Origin of the sequence: Paenibacillus sinensis (assembly GCF_019904155.1) — a bacterium.
Classification (GTDB): domain Bacteria; phylum Bacillota; class Bacilli; order Paenibacillales; family Paenibacillaceae; genus Paenibacillus_AQ; species Paenibacillus_AQ sinensis.
In genome coordinates, this window is sequence record NZ_JAHCMB010000188.1 from 115932 (window position 1) to 141804 (window position 25873).

The 25873-nt window shown below is 57.4% G+C and carries 15 protein-coding genes; 12 read left to right on the forward strand and 3 right to left on the reverse strand.

What is annotated here, in order from left to right; translation table 11 throughout:
• Positions 1-27: 27 nt before the first annotated feature.
• The 10 genes from KIH86_RS22325 (at position 28) to KIH86_RS22370 (ending at position 20702) form a co-directional block, all read left to right on the forward strand.
• Entirely contained in the window at positions 28-3435 is a 3408-nt protein-coding gene (locus tag KIH86_RS22325) for a cellobiose phosphorylase (protein WP_223083528.1), read from the forward strand.
• A gap of 101 nt (positions 3436-3536) precedes the next feature.
• Positions 3537-6275 carry a GH36-type glycosyl hydrolase domain-containing protein gene (locus KIH86_RS22330; protein ID WP_223083529.1) on the forward strand — a complete coding sequence of 913 codons (2739 nt, stop codon included), beginning with the start codon at positions 3537-3539 and terminating at the stop codon, positions 6273-6275.
• A 42-nt stretch (positions 6276-6317) separates the two neighbouring features.
• Positions 6318-7202, forward strand: coding sequence for a hypothetical protein (locus KIH86_RS22335; RefSeq protein ID WP_223083530.1), 885 nt, complete (start codon positions 6318-6320; stop codon positions 7200-7202).
• 377 nt (positions 7203-7579) lie between these two features.
• Complete coding sequence (locus KIH86_RS22340) at positions 7580-11929, forward strand: galactose-binding domain-containing protein (RefSeq protein WP_235775546.1); 4350 nt, start codon at positions 7580-7582, stop codon at positions 11927-11929.
• Positions 11930-12258: 329 nt separating this feature from the next.
• A complete protein-coding gene (locus tag KIH86_RS22345) occupies positions 12259-13221 on the forward strand; it encodes an ABC transporter permease (protein ID WP_223083553.1) in 963 nt (320 codons plus the stop codon).
• A gap of 83 nt (positions 13222-13304) precedes the next feature.
• A complete protein-coding gene (locus KIH86_RS22350; protein WP_223083554.1) occupies positions 13305-14165 on the forward strand; it encodes a carbohydrate ABC transporter permease in 861 nt (286 codons plus the stop codon).
• A gap of 76 nt (positions 14166-14241) precedes the next feature.
• A complete protein-coding gene (locus tag KIH86_RS22355; RefSeq protein WP_223083532.1) occupies positions 14242-15954 on the forward strand; it encodes an extracellular solute-binding protein in 1713 nt (570 codons plus the stop codon).
• Between the two features lie 72 nt (positions 15955-16026).
• Positions 16027-17598 carry a response regulator transcription factor gene (locus KIH86_RS22360; protein WP_223083533.1) on the forward strand — a complete coding sequence of 524 codons (1572 nt, stop codon included), beginning with the start codon at positions 16027-16029 and terminating at the stop codon, positions 17596-17598.
• A 3-nt stretch (positions 17599-17601) separates the two neighbouring features.
• On the forward strand, positions 17602-19392 hold the full coding sequence (locus tag KIH86_RS22365; RefSeq protein ID WP_223083534.1) for a sensor histidine kinase: 1791 nt from the start codon (positions 17602-17604) through the stop codon (positions 19390-19392).
• A 116-nt stretch (positions 19393-19508) separates the two neighbouring features.
• The gene (locus KIH86_RS22370) at positions 19509-20702 is read left to right on the forward strand and encodes an MFS transporter (RefSeq protein ID WP_223083535.1); all 1194 of its coding nucleotides are present in this window, start codon (positions 19509-19511) and stop codon (positions 20700-20702) included.
• Positions 20703-20741: 39 nt separating this feature from the next.
• Here KIH86_RS22370 and KIH86_RS22375 read toward each other — a convergent pair whose 3' ends face one another.
• The gene (locus tag KIH86_RS22375) at positions 20742-21578 is read right to left on the reverse strand and encodes a helix-turn-helix domain-containing protein (protein WP_223083536.1); all 837 of its coding nucleotides are present in this window, start codon (positions 21576-21578) and stop codon (positions 20742-20744) included.
• Positions 21579-21857: 279 nt separating this feature from the next.
• Here KIH86_RS22375 and KIH86_RS22380 point away from each other — a divergent pair, with 279 nt between their 5' ends.
• Both KIH86_RS22380 and KIH86_RS22385 read left to right on the forward strand, forming a co-directional pair.
• Positions 21858-22070 (forward strand): hypothetical protein, encoded by a 213-nt coding sequence (locus KIH86_RS22380; protein WP_223110670.1) that lies wholly within the window; start codon positions 21858-21860, stop codon positions 22068-22070.
• A 90-nt stretch (positions 22071-22160) separates the two neighbouring features.
• On the forward strand, positions 22161-23195 hold the full coding sequence (locus KIH86_RS22385) for an NADH:flavin oxidoreductase/NADH oxidase (protein ID WP_223083538.1): 1035 nt from the start codon (positions 22161-22163) through the stop codon (positions 23193-23195).
• Positions 23196-23323: 128 nt separating this feature from the next.
• On the opposite strand, the gene KIH86_RS22390 is transcribed toward KIH86_RS22385, so the two are convergent.
• Together KIH86_RS22390 and KIH86_RS22395 are read right to left on the reverse strand one after the other, a co-directional pair.
• Positions 23324-24562, reverse strand: a complete 1239-nt coding sequence (locus tag KIH86_RS22390) for an N-acetylmuramoyl-L-alanine amidase (RefSeq protein WP_223083539.1) — start codon at positions 24560-24562, stop codon at positions 23324-23326.
• 142 nt (positions 24563-24704) lie between these two features.
• The gene (locus KIH86_RS22395; RefSeq protein ID WP_223083540.1) at positions 24705-25799 is read right to left on the reverse strand and encodes an LLM class flavin-dependent oxidoreductase; all 1095 of its coding nucleotides are present in this window, start codon (positions 25797-25799) and stop codon (positions 24705-24707) included.
• Between the last annotated feature and the right edge of the window lie 74 nt (positions 25800-25873).

The following is a 25873-nucleotide window of genomic DNA, read 5'->3' on the forward strand; positions in this document are numbered from 1 at the left end:
CTGTCCACACGAAAGAGAGGTTAACCAATGCCAGCCTATTATGTGGAGAATCAGCATTTTGTCATAGAGGAATTCGATAAAGCCAAGACCTTCGCCAGCTTCCTGCCCGGTCTTGCCGGACCGAGGGGCATCCCGATGTGGACGTTCTACGTCAACCGGGGTCAGGGAATTGCAAGCTTCGGCGTCCGGGACAAGAATTCGCCCATCATGGAGTTCTCCCCGGCAAGCATCAGCTACAAGAACGTACCGCTCAGCGGCTTCCGGACGTTCGTCAAGCTTGGCGGCGCCGTCTACGAACCGTTCCTGGATCAAGGCGAGGACCCTTCCATCCGCCGGACGATGAGAATCGGGCGCAACGAGCTGGTGATCGAAGAGACGAACCTTACCCTGAACCTTCAGGTAAAAATCGTATACTTTAACATGCCGGGCGACGAGTTCGCCGCGCTGGCGAGACATGTGGAAATCACGAATCAGTCGGCATCGCCGATGTCGCTGGAGGTGCTGGACGGCCTTCCCGAGCTTCTGCCCTACGGAATCGACAATGCCGGATACAAGGAAATGGGCAACCTGCTCCGCAGCTGGATGGAGATCTACAATCTGGAGAACGCCGTGCCCTTCTTCAAGCTGCGTTCCAGCACCAAGGATGAGGCCGAGGTTCGTGAGATTAAGGGAGGGCATTTCTATTTTGCGTTCAGCGGCGAGGAAGAGCTTCTTCCGCCGATCGTTGATTATGAAGTCGTCTTCGGACACAATACTTCCCTTGTGTATCCGGCCTCATTCGCGCGCGCTTCTCTGGAAGAGCTCGGGGCGATGCCGCAGATTACCGCGAACAAGGTTCCCTGTGCCTTTAGCGGCACGGCGGCCAGGCTGGTTCCTGGCGAGAGCTTGAACCTGTACGCGATGATTGGACATACGCGCGATATCGGAATCATCCAGTCCCAGACCGGCCGTCTCTGCCGGGCGGAATATTTTCGCTCCAAGCGGGAGGAGGCTGCCAGACTGGCGGACCAAATTACCGACGATATCGCGACCTCCACTTCGTCAACGATGTTCGACGCTTACTGCCGGCAGAGCTATCTCGACAATGTGCTGCGCGGCGGCTATCCCGTGGTGTTCGGCCAAGGGCCGGAGGCCAAAATATACCACTTGTTCTCACGGAAGCATGGGGATCTGGAGCGGGATTATAACTTTTTCTCACTGGCTCCGGAATATTATTCCCAAGGCAACGGCAATTTCCGGGATATGAACCAGAACCGCCGCAACGACGTCTTGTTCCATCCGGAAGCGGGCGCATTCAATATCTATATGTTCTTCAGCCTTATTCAGGCGGACGGCTATAATCCGCTGCAGGTCAAGGGCAGCACCTTCCAAGTGCCGAAAGAACGGGCAGCGAAGCTCGTCGGCTTACTGGAATATGCGGTAGGCAGCCATCACCGGGAGCTGTCCGCCATAGCGGCCAAACCGTTTACCCCGGGACAGATCATCCATTACCTCAGCGATCACGAGATTATGCTTAAGGTGAGCGAAGAGGAGCTTCTGGATAAGCTGCTGGGTCTGTCCATGCAAAATATTGAAGCAAGCTTTGGCGAAGGGTACTGGATCGATCACTGGACCTACAATATGGATTTGGTGGACAGCTACCGTGCTGTTTTTCCGGATAAAATGGAGGAGCTGCTGCATACGCCGGGAACCTGCCGCTTCTTCGACAGTCCCGTCCGCGTGCTGCCGCGCAGCGAAAAGATGGTGCTCAAGGACGGAAAGGTGCGCCAGTACGGCTCCACCGTGCACGACGACGAGAAGCTGGAGCGCCTTGGCGGCGGAATGTCCGACACGCGCTGGCTGAGAACGAAGCACGGAACGGGCGAGGTCTACCGCACCGATCTGTTTGCCAAAATGCTGTCCCTGGCCTTGATCAAAATGACGACGCTCGACCCTTACGGCATGGGCGTTGAGATGGAAGGGGATAAGCCGGGCTGGAATGATGCGATGAACGGGCTTCCCGCTCTGTTCGGCTCCGGCATGGGAGAAACTTATGAATTGAAGCGTCTTGTGCTGTTCATACTGGAAGCGCTGTCCGGAATGCCGGGCGGGGCAGATGTCTCCGGAAACGCCGGGACTAAGGGAAGTTCCACGAACGGTGAGGGAGTCGGAAGCGAAGGGAAGGCCACTAGCGCGGAAAGCAAGGAGAAGAGCGGGAGCGCCGGAAGTATCGGGAATATCGGGTGCGCCGGAAGCGAAGGGAATGTCGAGAGCGCTGGAGATTTAGAGCTTGCCGGACGGAAGGTTCGCCTGCCTCGGGAAATGGCGGAGCTGCTGTCGGAGACGGATAAGGTTCTGTCCTGCCGGGAGAACGGGGACATCTCCGATCTGGAATGCTGGGATCTGCTGGCGACGGCGCGAGAGCGCTGCCGCGAGAGCATCCGGTTCGGCCTGTCCGGCGACGAGCGGGAGATTGCCTTTGCGGCATTGGAGCCGGTCTTCAAGCGGTTTCTGGGGCGGCTGAATGAGGGGATCGCGAAGGCTGTCAAGCTTGGCGGGGGCCTTGTTCCTACCTACTTCCGCTTCGAGGCAGAGGAATACGAGCCTCTGAAGAGCGGCGATGGAGGGCCGGTCATTAGCCCTTACGGACTTCCGGTGGTGTCGGTTAGCCGGTTCCGCGCCGAAGCGCTTCCGGCGTTTCTGGAAGGGCCAGTGCACGGGCTGAAGCTCGCGGAAAGTCAGGAGGAAGCGCAGGGTATTTACCGGGCGGTGCGAAGCAGCGGCTTGTACGACGAGAAGCTCGGCATGTACAAAACCTCCGTCAGCCTTGGGGAGCAGCCGCAGGAAATCGGCCGTATCCGCGCGTTCACCCCGGGCTGGCTGGAGCGGGAATCGGTATTTCTGCACATGTCCTACAAATATGTGCTCGAGCTGCTGAAGACCGGGCTGACCGGGACGTTCTATGAAGAATTCAAGCGCGCGCTGATACCATTCCAGGACCCCGCCGTCTACGGGCGCAGCACGCTGGAGAATTCCTCCTTCATCGCCAGCAGCGTTAATCCCGATCCCGGCGTGCACGGCCGCGGCTTTGTCGCCCGCTTGAGCGGCTCGACTGCGGAATTTCTGAGCATGTGGTCGCTCATGATGGCGGGAAGCCGCCCTTTCCGGCTGAGTGCGGACGGAGACCTTGTGCTGGAGCTTGCACCGGCGCTTCCGGGCTGGCTGTTCAGGGATGACGGCAGACTCTCGTTCCGGTTCCTTGGCTCGGTTAACGTAACCTATATCAATGAGCGGCGGGCCGACACGTTCGGAGAGAACCGCGCGGTCATCCGGCGGATCAGCGTGAAGGACGGCAGCGGGAACACAGTGAATGTAGAGGGAGGCGTCCTGTCCGGCAGGCTGGCTGAGGACATCCGGGCCGGACGGTACACGGAGCTTGAGGCCGTGCTGGAATAGCTTGACGCGAAATAACAGGGGGCGCTGTGCATTGTGTCCAAGGAACAGCGCCCCTATTTTCGAAATGGGTTTCGACAATAAAACGGAAAGAAGGTCGGTTTATGTCAACGCAAGCTCAAACCTGGACATTCAAAGGCTCGGAGGGAGACTTCGAGCTTAAGGACCCTCATTTGACGAGCTACTTGTATTTTCCGCTCGTCAATGAAGCCGGCATGATGTCCTCCATTACTCCCTCTCTGCATGGAGATATCAAATCCGGCCATAACACCTTCCTGTCCGAGCCGGTATCCGCAGAGAGCCTTCACAATTCCCGGGCGGCCCGGAACTTCTGGGTGCATGTTCAGGAATTCGGCCCCTGGTCTTGCACGGGGAATTCGGCTATACAGCAGGCGAGCCGGTTCGATCAAGAGACAGAGGGTGGAGACAAGGTAACGCTGGAGGCTGGGCTGCTCTGGCACAAGGTTGTTCGCGAGAATGCGCGAATCGGCGTGCGGGCGGAAACGGTCAGCTTCGTTCCGGCAGGCCCGGACCGCGTGGAGCTGATGAAGGTGACGCTGACGAACACCGGGAACCGCAAGCGGACCCTGACGCCGACCGCTGCGGTTCCGCTCTATGCCCGTTCCGCCGACGATCTGCGGGATCACCGGCATGTGACGTCCCTGCTGCACCGGATCTATACCTCCGAAGGAGGCATTGAGGTCCAGCCCTCCCTGTCCTTCGACGAGCGGGGACACCGGGTCAACAAGACCGCGTATTCCGTGCTCGGAGGCGAAGGAGACGGCGGGAAACCCTCCGGATTTTTCCCCATAGCAGAACGATTTACCGGAGAAGGCGGCTCTTACGACTGGCCGGAGGCCGTAGTGCGTAACGAGACTCCGCATTGCGGACCTGGAGAGGTCCTCGAAGGTCTCGAAGCCGTTGGCGGCATCCGGTTCGCGGAAGCTGCGCTTCAACCGGGAGAGAGCAAGTCGTACATTGTAGCCATGGCCATCACGGATGACCGGATGGATGAAGAAAGTCTGTGGAAGACCTATATGTCCGAGGCTTCGTTCGACCATCTGCTCGGGGCATGCAAGGCCTACTGGAAGGAGAAGGTGGATGCCGTCCGGTTCCACTCCGCGAACAAGGAGTTCGATCTATGGATGAGGTGGGTGACGCTTCAGCCGATCCTTCGGCGGCTCTTCGGCAACTCCTTCATGCCTCATCATGATTACGGCCGGGGAGGACGGGGCTGGCGCGATTTGTGGCAGGACTGCCTGGCGCTGATGATCATGGAGCCGGAGGAGGTCCGGCAGCTGCTGTCGGGCAATTTCGCCGGCGTGAGAATCGACGGCAGCAACGCCACCATCATCGGCAGGCTTCCCGGCGAATTCGTGGCGGACCGCAACAACATCCCGCGCGTCTGGATGGATCACGGCGCCTGGCCGTTTCTGACGGTGCTGCTCTACCTGAATCAGAGCGGCGACCTCGATTTTCTGCTGCAAGAGCAGACCTACTTCAGAGACGCCTTCGTGAACCGCTGCCGGGAACGTGACGCTTCCTGGACTCCGGAAAGCGGGAATCTGCTGAAGACCACCAACGGCGAGATATACCGCGGCACGATTCTGGAGCATATGCTGCTTCAGCATTTGACGCCGTTTTACCTGGTCGGCGAGCATAACCATATGAGACTGGAGGGCGCCGACTGGAATGACGGGCTGGATATGGCTGCGGACCGGGGGGAGAGCGTGGCGTTTACGGCTTTTTATGCGGGCAATCTTCGGGATCTGGCGTCCTTGCTGCGGGAGCTGGAGCGCCGCACCGGAACTGCTCGCGTTGAATTGGCGGAGGAAATGCTGGTGCTGCTGGACAGCTTGGGCGAGCCGGCCGATTATGATTCTGTCTCCGCAAAGCACGGGGTGCTGGACCGGTATTTCGAGCGTATAACCGGTGGAGTCAGCGGACGCAAGGCGGCCGTCTCCCTGGTATCGCTCGCCGAGGATCTGGAGCGCAAAGCCTCCTGGACGGAGAATCATATCCGCGCCAGCGAGTGGGTGGCTTCAGAGGGCGGCAGCTCATGGTTCAACGGCTATTACAATAATGACGGCGAGCGGGTGGAAGGGGACCATCCGGAGGGCGTGCGGATGACGCTCACCGGCCAGGTCTTCCCGATCATGAGCGGGGTTGCCACGGAAGAGCAGATATCGTCCGTCATACAGGCGGTGGACCGGCATCTGCTTGATGAGGAGATCGGCTACCGGCTGAATTCCCGGTTCGGCGGCGTCCAGCAGAATTTGGGTCGGGCATTCGGCTTCGCCTTCGGCCACAAAGAGAATGGAGCCATGTTCAGCCATATGACTGTGATGTACGCGAACGCTTTGTATAAGCGGGGCTTTGTGAAGGAAGGCAAGGCTGTGCTGGACTCCATCCACTCGCTCTGCGCCGACTTCCCGAAGAGCCGGATTTATCCGGGTATCCCCGAGTATATCAACGAGCAGGGCCGCGGCATGTATCATTATCTCACTGGCTCGGCGAGCTGGCTGCTGCTGACCGAGCTGATGGAAGTATACGGCGTCAAGGGCGATATGGGCGACCTGCTGCTTCAGCCCAAGCTGGCGGGCGAGCAGTTCGACGAAGCAGGGAAGGCTTCGGTTGTTACCCGGTTCGCCGGCCGGCGCCTGCGAATCGTCTACATCAATGAGGGCCGCAAGGAGTATGGTGAACGCCAGGCCGGCGCCTGTCTGCTGAACGGCAAACCGGCAAGAGTTGAACCGGCGGCGGGGGGCTGCCTACTGTCGCGGGCGCTTATCGAGAGCCTTCCGGAGGAAGGCGTGCATGAGCTGAGCCTGGAACTTCTCTGATGCCGGGCGGGGTTATTTTGATTAAAAAGGAGCCTGTTGAGCATGGGAGCTGTGCTGGATAACGGCATTCTTGAAGCCGAGGTGAAAATGCCGGAAGAAGCGCTGGGAAGCCGCTTTGACCGTACCGGCTGGATTACTTGCGTAAGGCTGAAGGGTAGGCAAAGACATGAGTTCGGCGTTCCGGAGAGCTTCGCGCCCGGGCGCGGGACGGGAGGCAGCGGCCTGTGTGCCGAGTTCGGCATCAGCGGCCCGAATGGCTACAATGATGCGGGTGTCGGAGAAGGCTTTCCCAAAATCGGTGTCGGCCTGCTCACGAGGCAGGGAGTCAGAGCGTATTCCTTTTTCGAGGATTATCCGGTAGTACCTTATCAAGTGGTGACCGAGACGGGCTTAGACCGCATCACATTCACCGTCCTGCCCGCCGACTGCCGGGGGTACGCCTTTCGGCTGACCAAGAGCATCATTCTGCGCGATGCCCGGCTTCATATCGAGTATGCGCTGGAGAATACAGGGAGCCGGACGCTGGATACGGATGAATATGTGCATAATTTCCTCGCCGTGAACCGCCAGCCGGCAGGTCCCGGCTATGTGCTGCGTTTTCCCGTCCCGTCCGACTTCAGCGAGGTGGAATCAAGCTATACAGCGGAGCTTCTTTCGGCAGCGGGGAACGAGGTTCTTTGGAACGCTGTGCCGGAACGGGAGTTCTACGCCCGTCTTCCCGGCTGGCCAGCCTCCACGCCCTGGAACTGGGAGCTCGTCAATCTTCCAAGCGGTGCCGGAGTCCGGGAGTCGGGGGATTTTGCGGTGGCTGGCTGCGCGCTTTGGGGGAAAAGACATGTCATATCGCCCGAAATCTTTATCTCGCTGCATATTCCTCCGGGGGAAGCGAGACGATGGAGCCGGGTTTATGAATTTTTTGAGATTTGAGCCATGATTGGTCTCTTCGTGACTGCTATTTGGCAACAAATTATGCCACTCCTGCTCGGGTCAGGGGTGGCTTTCTTATATGTGCATGTCGGGAGTGCAGCCATTCGACAATCCTTTTAAAAAGATCGTTGCTTCCTGCATGAAATCGTTGATTTGTCTGATTGTTCGGATTTACATAAATCGGTAAAGTTGGAACTGCCTAAATGTAAGCGCTCTTTTTTAGGGGCAGAGAAGAACTTTGTCGTATGGGAGGAGGCGGACAATGGATTGATGTCCTGAAGAAATGGCATGGCAGTGAATCTAATATCATTTTATCCGAATAAGGAGGAACAAATGGAATGAACCCAAATCTGTGTTCACCCCGGAGGGCAAACCGTATGCGTATGAAGCTGACGATCAAGCGTTCCGGCTTCATGCCGCTGCTTCTCGTGCTGGTGCTGCTTCTGGCACTGGTTCCGGCAGCGCCGCTGCCCGTCAGTGCAGCCTCTTCCTATCTGCTATCGCAGGACCGTCCCGCCTACGCTTCCGGCACCGAGGGGGCCAATACGCCCGATCTGGCGTTTGACAGCAATGCCTCGTCCCGCTGGAGCAGCTCATGGGGCAGCGACCCGAACTGGATTTATGTCGATCTCGGCTCTTCGGCGGCCATCGACCGGGTCGTGCTGCGCTGGGAGAACGCGTATGCGACCGCTTACAAAATCCAGGTTTCCGCCGACGAAATGATCTGGAACGACATCTATTCGACGTCCGCCGGAGACGGCGGAACCGATGAACTCACCGTAAGCGGAACGGGGCGCTATGTGCGCATGTACGCCACTGCCCGCTCGATGGCGGCTTACGGTGTCTCGCTGTATGAATTTGAGGTATACGGAACGGGCGGGGTCAATCCGCCGCCGGTGCAGCTCGGAGCGAATGTTGCGCTGAACAAGCCGGTGACCGCCTCTTCCTATGAGACATCCGACTATTTGCCGCCGGGCTCGACGCTTCCGAAGCTTGCCGTGGACGGAGACGGCGCCACGCGCTGGTCCTCCAACGCCTCTGACAATGAATGGATTTATGTGGATTTGGGCAGCGTCCATACGCTGGGCCGGGTCATCATCAGCTGGGAGGCGGCGGCTGGCCGGACCTATGATATTCAGGTCTCGAACGACGCCTCGTCCTGGACCACAATCTACCGGGAAATGCATGGGGACGGCGGAACCCTGAATCTACCGGTCTATGCACAGGGCCGCTATGTGAGAATGAAGGGAATCAGCCGGGCGACCTCCTTCGGTTATTCAATCTTTGAATTCCAGGTGTACGACTATGTGACGGGAGAGGCGCAGCCGGTCTACACGATCCCGGAGCTTCCGCAGCAATCCACGGTTGCCGTCGGAGGGGGCAGCTACACGAAGAACGATATGTCGATTCCCCAGCCGAAATATCCGCTGTACAAGTCCGACTCCCTGACCGCGCCGCTGCCGTCGAATGACTGGTGGCAGTCGATCATGATCAACAAGCTCGGCAACGGCATCGTTACACTTCCGCTGAAATCCAAGTACACGAAGCAGGGCTTAAGTGTGCTGAACCCGGGCGCGGGCTATGTGAACGGCCTGACGCAGGCGGCTTCGGGCAGCCCGGACCTGTATCTGATGGCAAGCAATATCAACACCTCGTCGATGTCCAACCGGATCACCGCCTACGGAGACTGGTCGGCGGACGCCGTGCTCAGCGACGGGGCGACGGACAAAATGAAGACGACGTTCGTCAAAGGCTCGCCGTATTTGTATTCGCAGTTCAGCGACCCGGCCAGCCCGGAAATTTACCTGCCGGTGACGGCCCGCTTCTTCGACGATTCGGGCAACACGATTCTGGCGGCTGACGGCACTGCGCTTACCGGCGATCATATCGGCATAGAAGTGACGAATACGAACGGCGCTCCGACCCCATCGACGGTCAAGCGAACGTACGGCGTATTCGCGCCCGCGGGCACGACCTTCAAGAAGGTGGGCGCCAAGCTCAAAATTCAGCTCGGAAGCGGCCAGAGCTATCTGTCGCTTGCGGCGATGCCCGCGGCATCCGATCTGAACTATTTCTATCAGCACGGCTACGCGTTCGTTACGGGCACGACGGTGACCTACTCGTTCAACGAGATCACCTCCGATGCCACGACCCATTTCAATGTATCGGTTACGCAGAAGCGCTCCGGGTTCCCGAACACGACGCTGATGGCCCTCTTGCCGCATCAGTGGAAAGCCTCGGCGGCTTCCCTGAATGGCAAGACCTACCCGTCGATCCGGGGAACGCTGAAGCTGACGGAGGGCAACTCCTTCTCCACCGTGAACAAGTTCTACGGCATCGTGCCCCAGTTCACCGAGCCGGGAGACGAGAGCTATTCGCGGGAGACGCTGCGTTCCTATCTGGCGCAGCTTGATGCGGATACCTCCCAGGATCTCATGAAGGCCGACGCCTACTGGCAGGGCAAGAAGCTGCATCCGCTGGCGATGGGCGTGCTGATCGCCGATCAGATCGGCGATACGGCGTACAAGAACCTGTTCCTGTCGAGAATGAAGACGATCCTGTCGGACTGGTATACGTACACGCCGGGAGAAACGGATTATTACTTCGATTACAACACGGACTGGGGCACGCTGATTTATAAGAACAGCGAGTTCGGCGCCAACTCGGGCATTACGGATCATCACTTCACCTACGGTTACTACGTATTCGCTTCAGCGGTTCTGGCAACCTACGATTCCGGCTTCCGCGACGAGTACAGCGGCATGGTGGAGCAGCTGATCCGGGATTACGCGAACCCGTCCAAGAACGACCCGCTGTACCCGTTCCTGCGGAACTTCGATCCCTATGAAGGCCACTCATGGGCGGGCGGATATGCCGACAATGATGACGGCAACAACCAGGAGGCGGCGGGCGAATCGCTGTTCGGCTGGGTAGGCGAATATATGTGGAGCCAGCTGACGGGCAACACCGCCTACCGCGACACGGCCATCATGGGCTTCACCACCGAGCTGTCGGCGGTGGAGCAGTATTGGTTCAACTACGACGGCGACAACTGGCTCCCGGAGTTCAATCACAAGTCGCTGGGCCAGGTGTACGGCGCTTCGAACTTCTTCGGCACGTTCTTTAACGGCAATCCCGTCTACGTGTACGGCATTCACTGGCTGCCGACCTCGGAGTATTTGACCAGCTACGGCTTCGACAAGGACAAAGCGGCAGGATTATACAACGGCTTTGTCGCGGACAACGGCGGGCCCGAAGAGGACTGGTATCATATCGTGTGGCCGATTCAGTCGCTCAGCGATCCGCAGGCTGTGCTGAATAAGTGGAATGCCTCCATCATGCAGCAGAATGAAGTATTCAATACGTACTGGTTCGTTCACAGCATGGCCGATCTCGGGCAGCGCACGAAGGATATTTGGGCGACGGGAGGAGCAAGCGCAACGGTGTACCGTAAAGGGAACGTCTATCGCGCGCTCGTCTGGAATCCGGGCGATGCCCCGGTTACAGTCAGCTTCCGCAATGCGCAGGGAGCGGCCGGCAGCGTGACGGTTCCGGCCAAATCGCTGGTCAAAGCCGATCCGACGGTCAACGGAGCGCCGATTGGCGGCGGCTCGGGAAGCGATCCGGGAAGCAATCCCGGAGGCGGGGCTTCCGGCGCCAACCTTGCACTGGGGAAGAGCGTCACCTCCTCGGCCAATCCGCTCCAGCCCGCCGCAGGTGCGGTGGACGGCGACAAGGGAACGAGATGGGAGTCGGCCTTCAGCGATCCGCAGTGGATTCAGGTAGATCTCGGCTCGGTTCAGACCGTGAGCCGCGTCGTGCTGAACTGGGAGGGCGCTTACGCCAAGTCCTACACGGTTCAGGCATCGGCGAACGGCACTGACTGGAGCACGGTCTATTCGACGACCACCGGCGACGGCGGCATTGACGATCTTGCTCTCAGCCCGGTCAGCGCCAGATATATCAAGGTGAACGGCACCGAGCGGGGAACGCAGTACGGCTATTCGCTCTGGGAACTGGAGGTATACGGCAGCGGCTCATCCAATGCTGCGCCTCCCGCACTGACAGCCGATACGACGCAGAACTATGCCGGCCAGCCGATAGAAATCACCTTTAGCGACAATGCGGCTTGGAGAAGCGGGGTATCGGGCGTCACAGTGGATGGCACTGCCTTGTCCGCGTCGCAGTATGCGCTGACAGCCGGCAAGCTCACGCTGAATGCGGGCGTATTCCCCGCCGCAGGAACGTACAGCGTCACCGTCTCGGCGGCAGGCTATACGGATGCCGCGGTGCAGCAAACCGTTGCCGCCTCTGCCGCCGTCAATCTGGCGCTGAACAAGACGACAACGGCCTCGGAGAGTCCTTATCAACCGGCTTCCCTGGCGGTGGACGGAGACAAGGGAACAAGATGGGAGTCGGCCTTCAGCGACCCGCAGTGGCTTCAGGTCGATCTGGGCGCGGTTCAAACCGTCAGCCGAGTCGTGCTGAACTGGGAGTCCGCCTACGGCAAGGCCTACACGATCCAGACCTCGGTTAACGGTACGGACTGGACGACCGTCTATACGGAGACGGCCGGCGACGGCGGCATCGATGACCTCAGCTTTGCGCCGGCGAGCGCGCGCTACATCAAATTAAACGGCACGGAACGCGGCACGGTAAACGGCGCCAAGTACGGCTATTCGCTATGGGAGCTTGAAGTGTACGGATTGACGGCAGCCGCAGGCTGACGGAAGAACACTGGGGGGCTTTCGCGGATGCGGAAGCCCTTTTTCTAAATCAAAGTATATATTGCCGGACTCTTATCGCAGGCTTCGATTTCCCGGTAACAGCATGGTGCCAAAGGATGCCGTAAGGCATGTATCCTTGAGGACATTCGGATAAAGAGAATAGGCGAATTTGCGCCCGGATATTCATTATTCAAGGTGTCCGTCATTTGCCGTTGATATAGTAAAGAAATCGTTAGTCCGTGTCGTAGAAGGGCCATCCATCAGATCGTACAATTAAAGCATCAAATAAACGAAATGGTGATGCTATGGAACAACGTAAGACGCCCGCGATGCAGCTTCCCCTGCCTGCGGGGCGGACAAAGTCCGGGGAAGAGGGGATTTGGAGACGCTTCGCCCGTCAATGGGACTACCAGCTGATGATTCTGCCATCCCTGCTGTTTCTGCTGATCTTCAGCTACATTCCGATGTGGGGTGTGCTGATGGCCTTCAAGGAGTACAACCTGTTCACGGGTTTTATGGCCAGTCCGTGGGTGGGAACCATGCACTTTCGCATGTTTTTTGAGTCTCCGGAATTCTGGAATATTGTGCGCAACACGTTCTGCATCAGTCTCTTGAAGCTGCTGATCGGCTTCCCGGCTCCTATTCTGCTGGCGCTGATGCTGAATGAAGTACGGAACATGGCCTTCAAGCGGGTCGTGCAGACCGTCACCTATATCCCGCACTTTCTGTCCTGGGTCGTCGTATCCGGACTCGTCTTCTCGATGCTGGCGGTGCACAACGGCGCGGTCAACGATCTGCTGATGAAGCTGTCCCTGATCGACGAGCCGGTGAACTGGATGTCCAGCCCTCATTATTTCTGGGGCATTCTCGTATCGGTCGGCGTCTGGAAGGAAATCGGCTTCAGCTCCATCGTCTACCTGGCAGCCATCGCGGGCATCGATCCCGCGCTCTACGAGGCGGCTTCCATCGACGGGGCCAGCAAGTTCAAGCAGATCTTCAAGATTACGCTGCCGAGCATCGCGCCGGTCGTCATGATCTTCCTGATTCTCGGTGTCGGGAACATTCTGAACGCCGGATTCGAAGACATCCTGCTGCTGACCAAGAATCTCACCAACGGTATTCTGATGCCTTACGCGCAGACCATCGACACTTACGTTTACCAGACAGGGATTCTGAATCAACGTTACTCCTACGCTACGGCCGCCGGTCTTCTGAAATCCGTGCTCAGCGTTGTCCTGCTGTATATCGCCAACGCGATCGCGCGCCGGTTTGGCAAGACCAGCCTGTGGTAAGCCCGGGCGGTCAACCTTTAACCGCTTCTGCCATTCTTTAGAAAGGGGGCCTAACCTTGCGTTCAAGCTCTTCGGAAAAAATCATGCACGGCGTCATCTACGCCCTGCTTGCCCTGCTGGCCTTTGCCGCGTTCTATCCGTTCTGGAATTCGTTCGTTATTTCGCTTAACACAGGCTCCGATACGGCGCTTGGCGGCATTACCTTCTGGCCGCGCGTTCCCACCTTCGAGAACTACCGGATCGTGTTCAAAGAGGACGATATCTTTCACGCCTACATGATCACCATTCTGCGTACGGTGATCGGAACAGTACTGTCGCTGTTCTTCACCTCATTGTTTGCCTACGGGCTGTCCAAGAAGGGGATCGTCTTCAAGAAAGGCTATATGCTGTTCTGCGTGTTCACCATGTATTTCAGCGGCGGCCTTATCCCGTATTTCATCCTGATTTACCAGATGCATCTGTATAACACCTTCGCGTTTCTGATTATTCACGGCATGGTCAGCGTCTATAACATGATCATCTTCCGGACCTTCTTCATGGAGCTTCCGGACGGGCTGGAGGAATCGGCCCGCATCGACGGCTGCTCCAATTTCGGCGTCTTCTTCCGGATCGTGCTCCCGATTTCGGGGCCGGTCATGGCGACGCTTGGACTGTTCACCGCGGTAGGCCTGTGGAACGACTGGTTCACCCCGGCCGTGTTCATCAACAACCAGAAGCTGATCCCGCTGCAGACGCTGCTGGTGCAGATCATCAATGCCGGAGCGACGGCAAGCCTCATGACCAACCTCAACAGCTACGCGCAGAGCATGGTCCAGAATACCGTTACCGTCAAAGCGCTGCAAATGGCGACCATGATGATCGCGACGCTTCCGATTCTGGCGATCTATCCGTTCCTGCAGAAGTTCTTCGTCAAAGGCGTGCTTGTCGGTTCACTGAAAGAGTAGCTCGGAGAAGATTATATGCGGCCGGGCATCCCGGCCGTCTATAATAAATGTGTAAGGATAGAAAGGGGTTTAGCACATGCATAACAAGAAATGGGGTCAACTGCTTCTGGCAGGTCTGATTGGAACGAGCCTCCTGTCCGGCTGCGGCGGGGGGAACGGAAATAATGAAGGCGCCTCCAGTAACGCAACAAAAGAAAGCGCTTCACCTAGCGGGCAGGCCAGCGTATCTCCAGCCGCGTCCGCATCGGCCGAAGGGACGGCCGCCCAGGTGAAGCCGGTCACCTTCACGAATTTCGTCAATTACGATTGGTATACAGCGCCGAACTGGTCGGCGACTCCCCAGGGCAAATGGATCACGGAGAGCCTGGGCGTGACCGTGAATCCAATCCAGTCCAACGGCGCTGCGGCGCAGAAGCTGAACGCCATGATCGTCTCGAGCCAGCTCCCGGATGTGATCGTCACCGACCGGGGCAAGGACGTGGAACGGCTGCAAAAAGCGGGCAAGCTGGTTCCGCTCGATCCTTACCTGGAGAAGTATCCGGAATTTGTAAAAATGGTGGGCGAGGATACAATCAACATGCTGCGCAGCGACGACGGCAAGCTGTACCAGATTCCAAACTGGTACATCAGCGGCAGCAATGGCAATGGCAATGCCGGCTTCCTCGTCGAGAAGAAAGTATACAAGGCTCTCGGCTCTCCCAAGCTTGAAACCTGGGGTGATCTTGAAAGCTATTTGAAGCAGGTCAAAGAGAAATATCCGGACATGGTTCCGCTCGACTTCGGCGAAATTCGCGACGGAGAAGTCCAGATGATGGGCATGCTGTACAGCGGCGCGGCCGATGACCGCACCCCCGGCTTCATTTCTCCAGGCTCCGGCCAGGTCTTCGGCGTGCCGACCGGCTCCGAGCTGATCTCCGTGTACAAGGACCCGGCGTTCAAGGATGCGGCGCTCTATTCAAGCCGCCTGTTCCGCGAGGGGCTGACCTCGCAGGATATGTTCACCCAGACCCGGGACCAGATTCTGGAGAAGCTGAAGACCGGCAAGATTGCCGTATTCGGCGCATATGACGCCGTGGTGGAAGGCATCGGGCGGGAAGCCAACAACCTGCTTAAAGCCAAGGACCCGGAAGACGGATACGACACGATCTGGCCGGTTCACAAGGAAGGCGTCGACAAGAACAAGGTGTATCCTTCCGGCTTTAACCGTCTCGGCTGGAACGTCAATGTCATTACGACTAGCGCCAAGGACCCGGAAGCCATCTTCTCTTACATGAACTGGGCGACAAGCCATGAAGGCCAGCAGGTTCTTTTCTTCGGGCCGAAGGGACTGTTCTATGATAAAGTAGAGAATGAAGTCCCGATTCCGAACGACGCCTATATCAAGCGCGATCCGAAGAAATTTGACGAGATGAAGATCGGCGAATATAACTGGTACGGCAATACCTCGTACATCGACTCCATCAAGGCGGAACGCGAGAAGCTGCTGCCGCAGGAAGCGCAGGACTGGACGACGCTGTCCCAAGCGAACATCACCTTCAAGACATCGAAGAATATGACGGAATTCTCCAATATGGACCCGGCCCCGAATTCGGAGGAAGGCATCATCCTCCAGCAGCTGAAGGACTATTACACCCAGCTGATTCCGAAGATCTTCTTCGCCAAGAGCGATGAAGAAGTGGGCAAGCTGATTGAAGAAGCCGACAAGCAGGCTGCCAAGATGGGCTATGACAAGCTGCTGCAATGGAAGACGAAGCAGTGGCAGGCCAACCTGTCCAAAATGAAAGGCTGATACCGAACCGGCCGGGAAAGAGAGCGCGATATGCGCCCTCTTTTTCGCCGTTTCGAGGCGGGAGGGAAGGACATGTACAAAGCCGTGCTGGTGGACGATGAAATGTACGATCTGGAGGGGCTTCGGCGGCTCATTCCCTGGAGTGAGCTCGGCATCGAAGTGGTATGCGGGGAGAACAAGCCTCTGGCCGCGCTTCAATTCATCGAGAACAACGATTTCGACCTGCTGATTACCGATATCAAAATGCCGGTCCTCTCCGGCATCGAGCTGTCGCGCAAAGCGATGGAGACCCATCCGGGCCTCAAGACGGTGTTTATCAGCGGCTACCAGGATTTCCAATATGCCAAGCAGGCGCTGGATCTGAAGGCGAACGCCTACATTCTGAAGCCGGTGGACGACGAGGAGATTGTCTCCGTCCTGCGCGCGGTCGTCGGGGAGCTTGAGCTTGAGCGCCGGAAGGAGGCGGATGACAGGGAGGACATCGAGACGTTCGATTTCATCAAGAACGATGTCATCCGCCATCTGCTGGAAGGGACGATCGACCGGGGGAAGCTGTCGGCTTTTCTGAAGCGTTATCCGCTGGACCTTACTTTTGAAAGCGCATGCGCCGTGCTGATCGAAGCGGATGATGTCATGCTGCGTTTGGGTAGCGCTCCGGAGGCGGGGCAGACCCAGCTGGACCGGCTGTTTCAATGGCTGGAGTCTTATGCCGCCGGGCGGGGGCTTGGAGTCTGGTGCAGGCTGAACCGGTCGCAAGCCGCGCTCATTTACACGGGAGGGGAAGAAGGCATAGAGAGCAGACTGGAGGAAATGGTCGCGGAAGCCCGCCGGAGCGGGACGTTCACGATAACGGTAAGCTACGGAGCCGGGGTAACGGCTGCCGAAGACCTGCCGGTCTCCTTCTCTCAGGCCCGGACCTTTATGAACGGCAAAATGTTTGTCGGCAAGAACCGGGTCATTCCCCCGGGCTCTTCCAAGACGGGGATCGGCAAGAATGTCAGGGATTTAAGCGCCGTACTGGAGGGGATGTTCGGGGCCATGGCGGGCTATCGACTGGTGAACATTTGCGATTACATCGACGAACTGTTCGCGGTTGCGGCAGGATTCGAGCATCCGGTCAAGGTATATCAATTCTCGGTGCATATCGCTTCCCGGCTGGAGGCTTATCTCGGAACGCTCAACGAGAGCTTCGAGAGTCTCCTTGGGAGGGGAATCGAACAGATGGACGTCATTCACCAACTGGAGACGGTGGATGACATCAAGCGCTGGCTGCGAAACACGCTGTTTCATATTTCCGAAATCCTGTTCATGAAGAAGCAGCACAAAAACCGCCGGCTCATGGAGGATATCGAGCATTACATCCGCGAACGGATGGCGGAGAACATCACGCTGCGCGAAGTGGCGAACCATTTTGCCTACTCGCCAAATCACCTGGGGCTGTTGTTCAAGGAGCATACCGGTGAGAGCTTCAATGAATTTCTGGTCCGAATCCGCATGGAGAGGGCCATCCGGCTGCTGGATCAGCATCAGTATAAAATTTACGAGGTCGCCGATTTGGTCGGATACAAGAATATCGCGTATTTCAGCAGGCAGTTCCGCGAATATTTCAACATGACCGCCGCCGACTACAGAAAGCAGAGCTGACCTATGAGAAGCGCCTTCCCGCTGTCCCGTATGCCCATCCGCCATAAGCTGCTGATTTCCTATCTGCTGCTTGTGCTTACCCCCGTTGCCCTGATCGGCGGCTACGCCTATTTCTCCTCCGTCCGTACGGTCGAAGAGCAGACCCGGGGCAATCTGGAAGTTGCCATCCGGCAGATCGCGAGCAACATCGAATACCGGATCAGGGATATCACCCGCGGGCCCGACGAAATCTATGCGGATCAGACGCTGTCCCGCTACCTCACCGGATATCATTCCGGCTGGGAGAAATACAGCATCATGTCCCAGTATGTGCTTCCCCGGCTGGAGAATGCGGCCAATCTCCCATCCCAGGAGGTCAAGCTGACCCTGTATGTCGATAACCCGGATATCAGCGAATATTATTACACCGACACCAACAATAACCGGGGAGGACGGCAGTACTCCCTGTTCAAAGCCGACCGGATCAAAGACAAAGGCTGGTACAAGGAGCTTAACATGCACTACGGATCCCATTTGTGGCGGCAGGTTGAAGACGATGAGGCCACGGGCAGCATTTCGTACTTCCGGCCGCTGATCAATTTCGATACGCTGGGGCTGATGGGACTGGTCAAAATGACGGTGAGCATGAACGATATTTTCTCCGATGCCGGCACGGGCAAGCTTGGGGAGGAGAGTCTGCTCTTCGTTGTGGACGACCACAACCGCCTGCTGTACTCCAGCACACCCGACAACAGCGTTCTGTCCGCGCTCTCGAAGGGGGGAGGGCAAGGCGAAATGATCCCTCCCGATTCCTATATGCAGATCAAAGAGACGATTCCGAATTTGCCGGTCAGTGTAGTCGCCTGGGTTCCGTATTCTTCCCTTCAGGAGAAATCGGATCGTGTCCGGGATGTCACCATCGCTGTCTGCGCAGCCAGTCTGCTTGTGCTTATGCTGATCAGCCTGGTAATGTCGCAGTATTTTTCCCGGCGGTTCTCCAATACGATCGCGTCGCTGCGTTCCTTCAAGGAGGGCAATTTCCAGAAGCGGATGCCTTCCCAGGGAGGTGATGAGTTCGCCCAAATCGGAAGCGCCTTCAACGAAATGGCCAGCACGATCCAAAGGCTGATCAATGAGGTCTATGTCTCCAATCTGGAGAAAAAAGAATCCGAGCTTCAGGTGCTGCACTCCCAGATGAATCCGCATTTTCTCTACAATACCTTCTCGTCCATCAGCCGTATGGCCAAGCTGGGAGAGATTGACAAGCTGCATGAGGTGTTGCGAGAGCTGGCCCGGTTCTACCGGCTCAGCCTTCATCACGGCGAACGGCTTGTCTCGGTGGAGCAGGAGCTTCAAATCGTCAAAGCGTATCTCGATATTCAGCGGATCAAGAACGGGGACCGCATTCACGCGCACTACGACATTTCACCTGACGTTCTCGGCTGCGAGACGACCAAATTCGTTCTGCAGCCGTTCGTCGAAAATTCGCTGGAGCATGCGTGGTATGACGATGAAATTACGATTTGGATCAGAGCCTATGTCAGGGAAGGGGCCGTCTGCCTGGAAGTGGAGGACAACGGGCTTGGCATGAAGCAGGAGATCGTGAGTCAGATTCTCGATCCGACCGACAAGGGAATCGGCTATGGCATCCGCAACGTCAACCAGCGTGTCAAGCTTCAGTACGGAGCGGAGTACGGCGTCCGCATCGAGAGCTCGCTTGGGGAGGGGACGTTGATGCGGATTACCCTTCCGCTCAGGATCAAGGAGGAAGCCGCAGGGAACGCTCCGGAAGAACCTTCTTCGGCCGGAGCCTAGGACAATATATTGAATGATTCCGGCAGATTGAACAAGATGATGAATGGCTATTTGAGCCGGCTTCCGGTAGGCTTGTATAGCATACAGAATGTTCAAGCCGCTGGAGGAATGAAGACGTGAAAATCAGCAAAGAACAAGCCCTGACATTGGCCTTTACCTTTTTGGCATTTATATTGGGCACGACAGAATATGTAATCGTAGGGCTGCTGGATCAGGTGGCTGAAGGTCTCGGCGTATCGATTGCGGAAGCAGGAGCCTTTGTATCGGGCTTTGCCGTGGCTTATGCCTGCGGAACACCGTTTGCAATGGCGCTGGCCGGACGCTTCTCCAAGCCTGCCTCTCTGATGACGGGAACAGTGCTGGTTGTGCTCCTGAATATTTGCAGCGCCTTTGCCTCAACATATGCGCTGCTGCTCGTGTTCCGGATTTTGACGGCGGTGTGCTGCGGGCTGTGCGTATCCTTGTCCATCTCGATCAGCACGGATGTCGTCCCGATAGAGAAGAGGGGAAGGGCGATCTCGTACATCATGGGCGGCTTCTCCCTCGCCAACGTGTTGGGCGTTCCGATCGGCACCTTCGTCGGCATGCATTTTGAGTGGCCGGCGGCCTTTATACTGGTCGGTATACTTGGGGCATTCTGCCTGGTTCTGCTATACCGGGTCGTACCGCGCGATCTGCCCAACGTTCAGAGCAGGATGAGCGACCAATTCCGCTTATTGACCCACCCCCGGGTGCTGCTGGCTATTCTGATTCCGGTTCTGGGCGTGGCGGCGATCTTCGTAAATTACACCTATATCGTGCCGCTGATGACCGAGGTCATGCGCATTCCTGCCGACCGGACCGGATATGTACTCATCGTGTATGGAGCGGCAACGATCATCAGCAACATCATCAGCGGAGTCGTCGCTTCAGGGAATTATATGGCGAAGCTGAAGGTCCTGTTCCTCATTCAGGCCGCCATATTCGCAATCTTTGGGATAACAGTGTCGGTCCCCTGGCTCGGCATTCTGGGCTTAATCGCCATTGCCTGCATCTCCTTCTCGATAAACGCTGCGGTTCCCATCTATTTCATCCATCTGGCGGAACGCTTCGTTCCGGCGGCGAAGGATTTCGCCTCTTCCCTGATGCCGATAGGCGCGAACATCGGAATTGCGGTCGGTTCCGCGTCAGGTGCGCTCGTGATGGGGCATTTCGGTTTGCGATTCCTTCCATGGGCTGCTGTCGGGTTCGCTCTTGTCAGCTGCTGTGTGACAGCATTCAGCCTGAGTCTGGATGAGGGCAGAAGCCGGACAAGGGACGCAAGCCTGTAATCTTATAGCGTCATATTCCTCCGCTATTTGCAGCGTTCCTTAATCGGGACGCTGCGGGTAGTGGAGGTTTTTTCGATGATTGCGCTTGAAATAGCTCGGTGTCTCCCCCATAAATTTGGCGAACAGCATGGAGAAATAGTTGGCGTTCTCGTACCCGACAAGCTTGGCGATCTCCCACACCTTCATCTCCGTTGAAGCGAGAAGCCGCTTGGCTTCGCCCATCCGCCGGTTGATCAGATAGTTGATGGGAGAGTCGTTGTACTGCTTCTTGAACACATGGGAGAGATAGTAGCGGTCGACATGAAAATGCTCGGCAATCATCTGCAGGCTGATGGAATTCGCAAAGTTCCGGTCCAAATATTCCTTGATCGAGAGTGCCAGCGCATCGCCGGCTCGTTCTTCCTGCAGACGGCCGTTTTCGGCGATGCGCTGAATAAGTGTGAGGATCGAAACCAGCAGGCCCCGGCATATCGTCTGATAGCCTTCTTCCTCCATGGAGGATTCTTCAAACAGTACGGACATCAGCGCCTCCATCTCGGTGGCATACTTGCCGCCGTTAATGACAGGAGAGGCATCGTCCGGGAGAATCCGATCCAGGGGAAGTCCCTCGATTTCTATATTGGAGAATCCGCAGCAATAAGTGCCAAAAGGAAAGTCCGGCAAGGAACGTTCTTCGTGCAAAACCCCTCTGTTGTAGACGACAATGTCCCCTTTTCGGACGGCGTAAGTCCGGTCTCCGATCGTAAAATACCCTGACCCTTCCCGGATGTACAAAATCTCGTGCAGATCGTCATGTTTGTGGCCTGGAAAATGCCAACCCGCACTGCTGCTGACTTGTCCGGCGTACAGCAGCTTCGGCTCTCTAATGATTCGCAATGGGTTATCGACCTTTCTCGGCTTGAATGCAATGTATTGGAGCTCAGAGCAAGATATGAAAGGATACTGAAGAATGAGCCAATATTGTTGATTGTATGAAGTATGCAAAAAAACTAAGATGAAATCAAGGGAAAACTGCAATAGGGAAGCGGAAGGAACGATACTGTTTATTATCCGGGGCACTGATTTGAAGCATGATTCAAACAATATATTATAGAAAAAGGTGGAGCATACGACCGAAATCGGCTATACGTTCCTTCCTCAAGTGTTCCCGCAATCATGAAGAGAAATGCTTATAACAATGAGAGAAGGGTGTTCAATATGTGGTTGATTGAAGGACTGCTGATATTGGTTTTGCTGTGCGCGATCGTTGTGGTTTCGGCTGCGGCATCGCTTTCGCTGGATAAACCCCGGTCTTCCGGAACCTTGTCTTCATTTAATCCCCGCGACAAGGACCCGTTCCGTTATATGTTTGAAGAACGCGAGGACTGAACAGACCGCAAGCGGAATAAGATTTGACTTCAATAAAGGGGTGAGCTAATATATGCATGAGCATGCATTTTGGATGGAGGAGAGATACCCGTGATCGATTTGTTTACCCCTTATACCCTGAAGAATTTGGAACTCAAGAACCGGATCGTTATGCCGCCGATGTGCCAGTACTCGGTAACAGCCAAGGACGGCATAGCCAATGATTGGCATCATACTCATTATGTCAGCCGGGCTATAGGCGGAACGGGCCTGATCATCATCGAGATGACCGATGTCGAGCCGGACGGACGGATTAGCGATTATGACCTTGGGCTGTGGTCCGACGAGCAGATTCCGGCGCTTGCCCGGATCGTCAGCGACTGCCACACTTACGGAGCGAAGGTGGGCATTCAGATTGCCCATGCCGGACGCAAGGCTGAAGATGCTCCGCAGCCGGTTTCTTCCTCGCCGATTCCGTTCAACGAACAATCGAAGACGCCAAGGGAGCTTACAACCGAAGAAGTGAAGGGCATGGTCGAGAAATTCCGCCTCGCCACGCGCCGGGCGGTGCAGGCCGGTTTTGATACGATCGAGCTTCATGGAGCGCATGGTTATCTGATCCATCAGTTCACCTCGCCTTACACCAATAAGCGAAGCGACGAATACGGCCAGGACCGCACGCTGTTCGGACGCGAGGTCATCGCGGCGGTTAAGGAAGAAATGCCGGAAGGCATGCCGCTCATTCTGCGGATTTCCGCAAGGGAATACGTCGAAGGCGGCTACGGCATTGAGTACAGCCTGGAGTTCAGCAAGGCGTTCAAGGAAGCGGGCGTCGATATTTTCCATGTCAGCGCGGGCGGCGAAGGCCCGATTGCGGCTGCCGGACGGCCGGGAACGCATGCGGCGTACCAGGTGCCAATGGCCAGAGCGATCAAGGAAGGCCTGAACGTGCCGGTAATCGCCGTAGGCCGGCTTGACACGCCTGAGCTGGCGAACGCTGTCATCGGCAACGAAGAAGCCGAACTGATCGCTGTGGGCCGGGGCATGCTGAAGAACCCGTACTGGGCGCTGACCGCCGCCGAGGCGCTCCGCAAGGGCGTTCCGGTTCCGGCCCAATATGAGCGCGGCTTCGCCATTTCCAGGTAAGCTGCTACGCTCCGGCATGGACTGGAACGGGCCGATACCTTTATAGCATAACAACACCCCCGGCCCAGGAACCAAGTAAGGTTCCGCAGTCGGGGGTGTTCTGTTGTACCGGGTATCGGGTATCCGGCTCATTTCGCGAAGTAATCCGCGAGGCCGTCAGCGATCGCCCTGGCGGCTTTCTTCTGATAGGATGATGTCCGTACGATCGATTCGTCCCTGGCGCTGGTGAGGAACCCGAGCTCCACGAGCGCCGCCGGAATGGTGTTCTCCCGCAGGATATGATAATTCCCGAAGGACAGGCCATTGCTCTTGAGGCCGATGCCGTCGCCGAGCCGGTGTTCGATAGCGCGGGCCAGCGGGAGATCGCCGGATTCCGAGTAGAAGAAGGTTAGCGTACCGGATACCTTCTTCGGCGAGGAATTAAAATGGACGCTGACGAAGGCATCCGCCCCGATCGTCTGCGAGAGCTGCGCGCGGCGGGACAGGGACGGCTTCTGGCTGTCCAGCGTCCGCGTCATCCTCACCTTCGCGCCGGCCGCCGTCAAATAGTCGCGCAGATACAGCGCTGTCTGCAGATTGAGGTCCTTCTCCATGGTGCCGTAGGTCGTCCCGATCATGCCGGGATCGTCTCCGCCATGTCCTGCATCGACGACAATCAGCTTGCCTTGGATGCCGCCGGAATGGGACCGGGTTGCGGAGCCTCCGGAGGCTGAGGATGAGGAACTCGACGAATTGGACGCGGCTGTAGACGAGATGTAAGAGGACGACACCCAGCCGGTCACGCCTTCCGCCGTCCGGATATTCGTCCATCCGGACCGGCTGGACAGCACGGTTACGCTGTTGCCCGTCCGCAGCGAGCCGACGACTTCGTAGCCCGTTCCGGGACCGCTGCGGATGCGGAGCGAGTCCGCTGTGACGGTTGCCCGGGACCGGGAGGAGCTTCCCCCCGCAGAGGATGAGGATGCTGCGGGGGATGGGCTGCTCTGGACGGCAGATGGGGAGCCGGAGGAACGCTTCAGATAGTAGCCCGCAACCCAGCCGGTCAGGGAGCCCTTCCGGATCTTCAGCCAGCCATGCTGCTCGTCCGTCACGGTAACGACCGCGCCGCTCTGAAGCGAGCCGGTGATGGCGGAACCGGCGGCAGGCTCGCTCCGGACATTGAGCGAGGAGGCGTATACTTTGGCCGTGTAGCTGTCTGCACGGACCGTGTAGGACGATGCCGGCACAAGGCATAGTGCCGCAGCAAGGACGGCAGTCAGCCAAGCGGCGGGTTTGAGCCAAGCCTTCCGGCGGGAACGGGAATATGTGCGCGGGCGCTTCGAAGTTCGTTGATCGGGCGATGTACGGCTAGTTATCTCTCTGTTCATCTGCAGGCCTCCGCTGTCGCAAAAATTCTGTAACCCTTTACCCCGGCATCTCCAAAAGCGAACCGAAAACCTCCCAAAATGCTTCCATCGGCTTAGAAAAAACAGGCCCGGGGAATCAGCCGGACTCTGCGGTCCCGGAGCATCAGATGGAGCCGGTTCTCTTCGCAATCTCCCGGCGGACGACGGGTGCGACCTCTATCGCCAGCAGCTCGATAGCCGATGCGACCTTGGAGAAGGGCATGCCGCCTACGTCCATCTGGGCCATGAAGCGGGTATGGCCGAACAGCTCATGCTGATGCAGGATTTTCTCGATCACCTGCTCCGGGCTTCCGACAGCCAGCGCTTCGCCGGGCCGGGTATACGCTTCGAAATCTTCACGGGTGAACCGGAACTCCTGGCCGGGATGGGCCATGATGCCGTTCAGATAGTTCAGGTAGTACGGATAGAAATCGTCCAGCGCCTGCTTGGATGTCTTGGCGATATAGCCATGGCTCGTTATGCCCACCTTCAGGGAATCCGGGCTGTAGCCCGCCTGCTGTCCGGCCTGCCGGTACAGCTCAGTCAGATGGGCGAAGCGCTCCGGATTGCCGGACAGGATGGCTATGGCCATGCCGGTGCCAAGCGTTCCGGCTCTCTCCGCGCTGGCCGGCGTCCCGCCGACGCCGATCCAGAGCGGAAGACTCGGCTGGAGCGGGCGGGGCGAAATTTCCGCGTTCTTGAGCGGCGAACGGAAGTGGCCCTCCCATGATACGGTATCTTCCTCTCCGAGCTTCTGGAGCAGGCCGATATTTTCGGAGAACAGCTGCTGATAGTCACTCAGGTCGTATCCGAACAGCGGGAATGACTCGGTGAACGCGCCGCGTCCGACCATAATCTCCGCGCGTCCGTCCGACAAAAGGTCGAGCGTAGCGAAGTCCTCGAACAGGCGGACAGGATCGATGGTACCGAGCACCATGGTCGTGCTGGCCAGTTTGATCCGCTTGGTGACCTGAGAGATGGCGGACAGGACGACGGGAACGGAGGAGACGGCAAAATCGAGGCGGTGATGCTCCCCGACGCCGAATACATCAAGTCCGGCCTCGTCGGCGAGCTTGGCGGCCTCCACAATATCCCGCAGACGTTCCCGGTGGCTCGCCGAGCGGCCTGTCAGAGGATCGGGGACAATATCGCCCAGCGTATAGACGCCGAACTCAAAGGCGCTGCCGGATGCTGCCGTTTTTTGAATGGAAGGGTTCATGGAAAAGACTCCTTTGGTTTATTGTTCAAATATAAGACTTATAAGTTGTTGCTTACAATAGGTCTTCTATTTCT

What these genes read in the sequence shown, in the direction of transcription:
- KIH86_RS22325 (WP_223083528.1), top strand. Translation starts at nt 28, where the DNA reads ATGCCAGCCTATTATGTGGAGAATCAGCATTTTGTCATAGAGGAATTC.
- KIH86_RS22330 (WP_223083529.1), top strand. Translation starts at nt 3,537, where the DNA reads ATGTCAACGCAAGCTCAAACCTGGACATTCAAAGGCTCGGAGGGAGAC.
- KIH86_RS22335 (WP_223083530.1), top strand. Translation starts at nt 6,318, where the DNA reads ATGGGAGCTGTGCTGGATAACGGCATTCTTGAAGCCGAGGTGAAAATG.
- KIH86_RS22340 (WP_235775546.1), top strand. Translation starts at nt 7,580, where the DNA reads ATGCGTATGAAGCTGACGATCAAGCGTTCCGGCTTCATGCCGCTGCTT.
- KIH86_RS22345 (WP_223083553.1), top strand. Translation starts at nt 12,259, where the DNA reads ATGCAGCTTCCCCTGCCTGCGGGGCGGACAAAGTCCGGGGAAGAGGGG.
- KIH86_RS22350 (WP_223083554.1), top strand. Translation starts at nt 13,305, where the DNA reads ATGCACGGCGTCATCTACGCCCTGCTTGCCCTGCTGGCCTTTGCCGCG.
- KIH86_RS22355 (WP_223083532.1), top strand. Translation starts at nt 14,242, where the DNA reads ATGCATAACAAGAAATGGGGTCAACTGCTTCTGGCAGGTCTGATTGGA.
- KIH86_RS22360 (WP_223083533.1), top strand. Translation starts at nt 16,027, where the DNA reads ATGTACAAAGCCGTGCTGGTGGACGATGAAATGTACGATCTGGAGGGG.
- KIH86_RS22365 (WP_223083534.1), top strand. Translation starts at nt 17,602, where the DNA reads ATGAGAAGCGCCTTCCCGCTGTCCCGTATGCCCATCCGCCATAAGCTG.
- KIH86_RS22380 (WP_223110670.1), top strand. Translation starts at nt 21,858, where the DNA reads ATGAAGAGAAATGCTTATAACAATGAGAGAAGGGTGTTCAATATGTGG.
- KIH86_RS22390 (WP_223083539.1), bottom strand. Translation starts at nt 24,562, where the DNA reads ATGAACAGAGAGATAACTAGCCGTACATCGCCCGATCAACGAACTTCG.
- KIH86_RS22395 (WP_223083540.1), bottom strand. Translation starts at nt 25,799, where the DNA reads ATGAACCCTTCCATTCAAAAAACGGCAGCATCCGGCAGCGCCTTTGAG.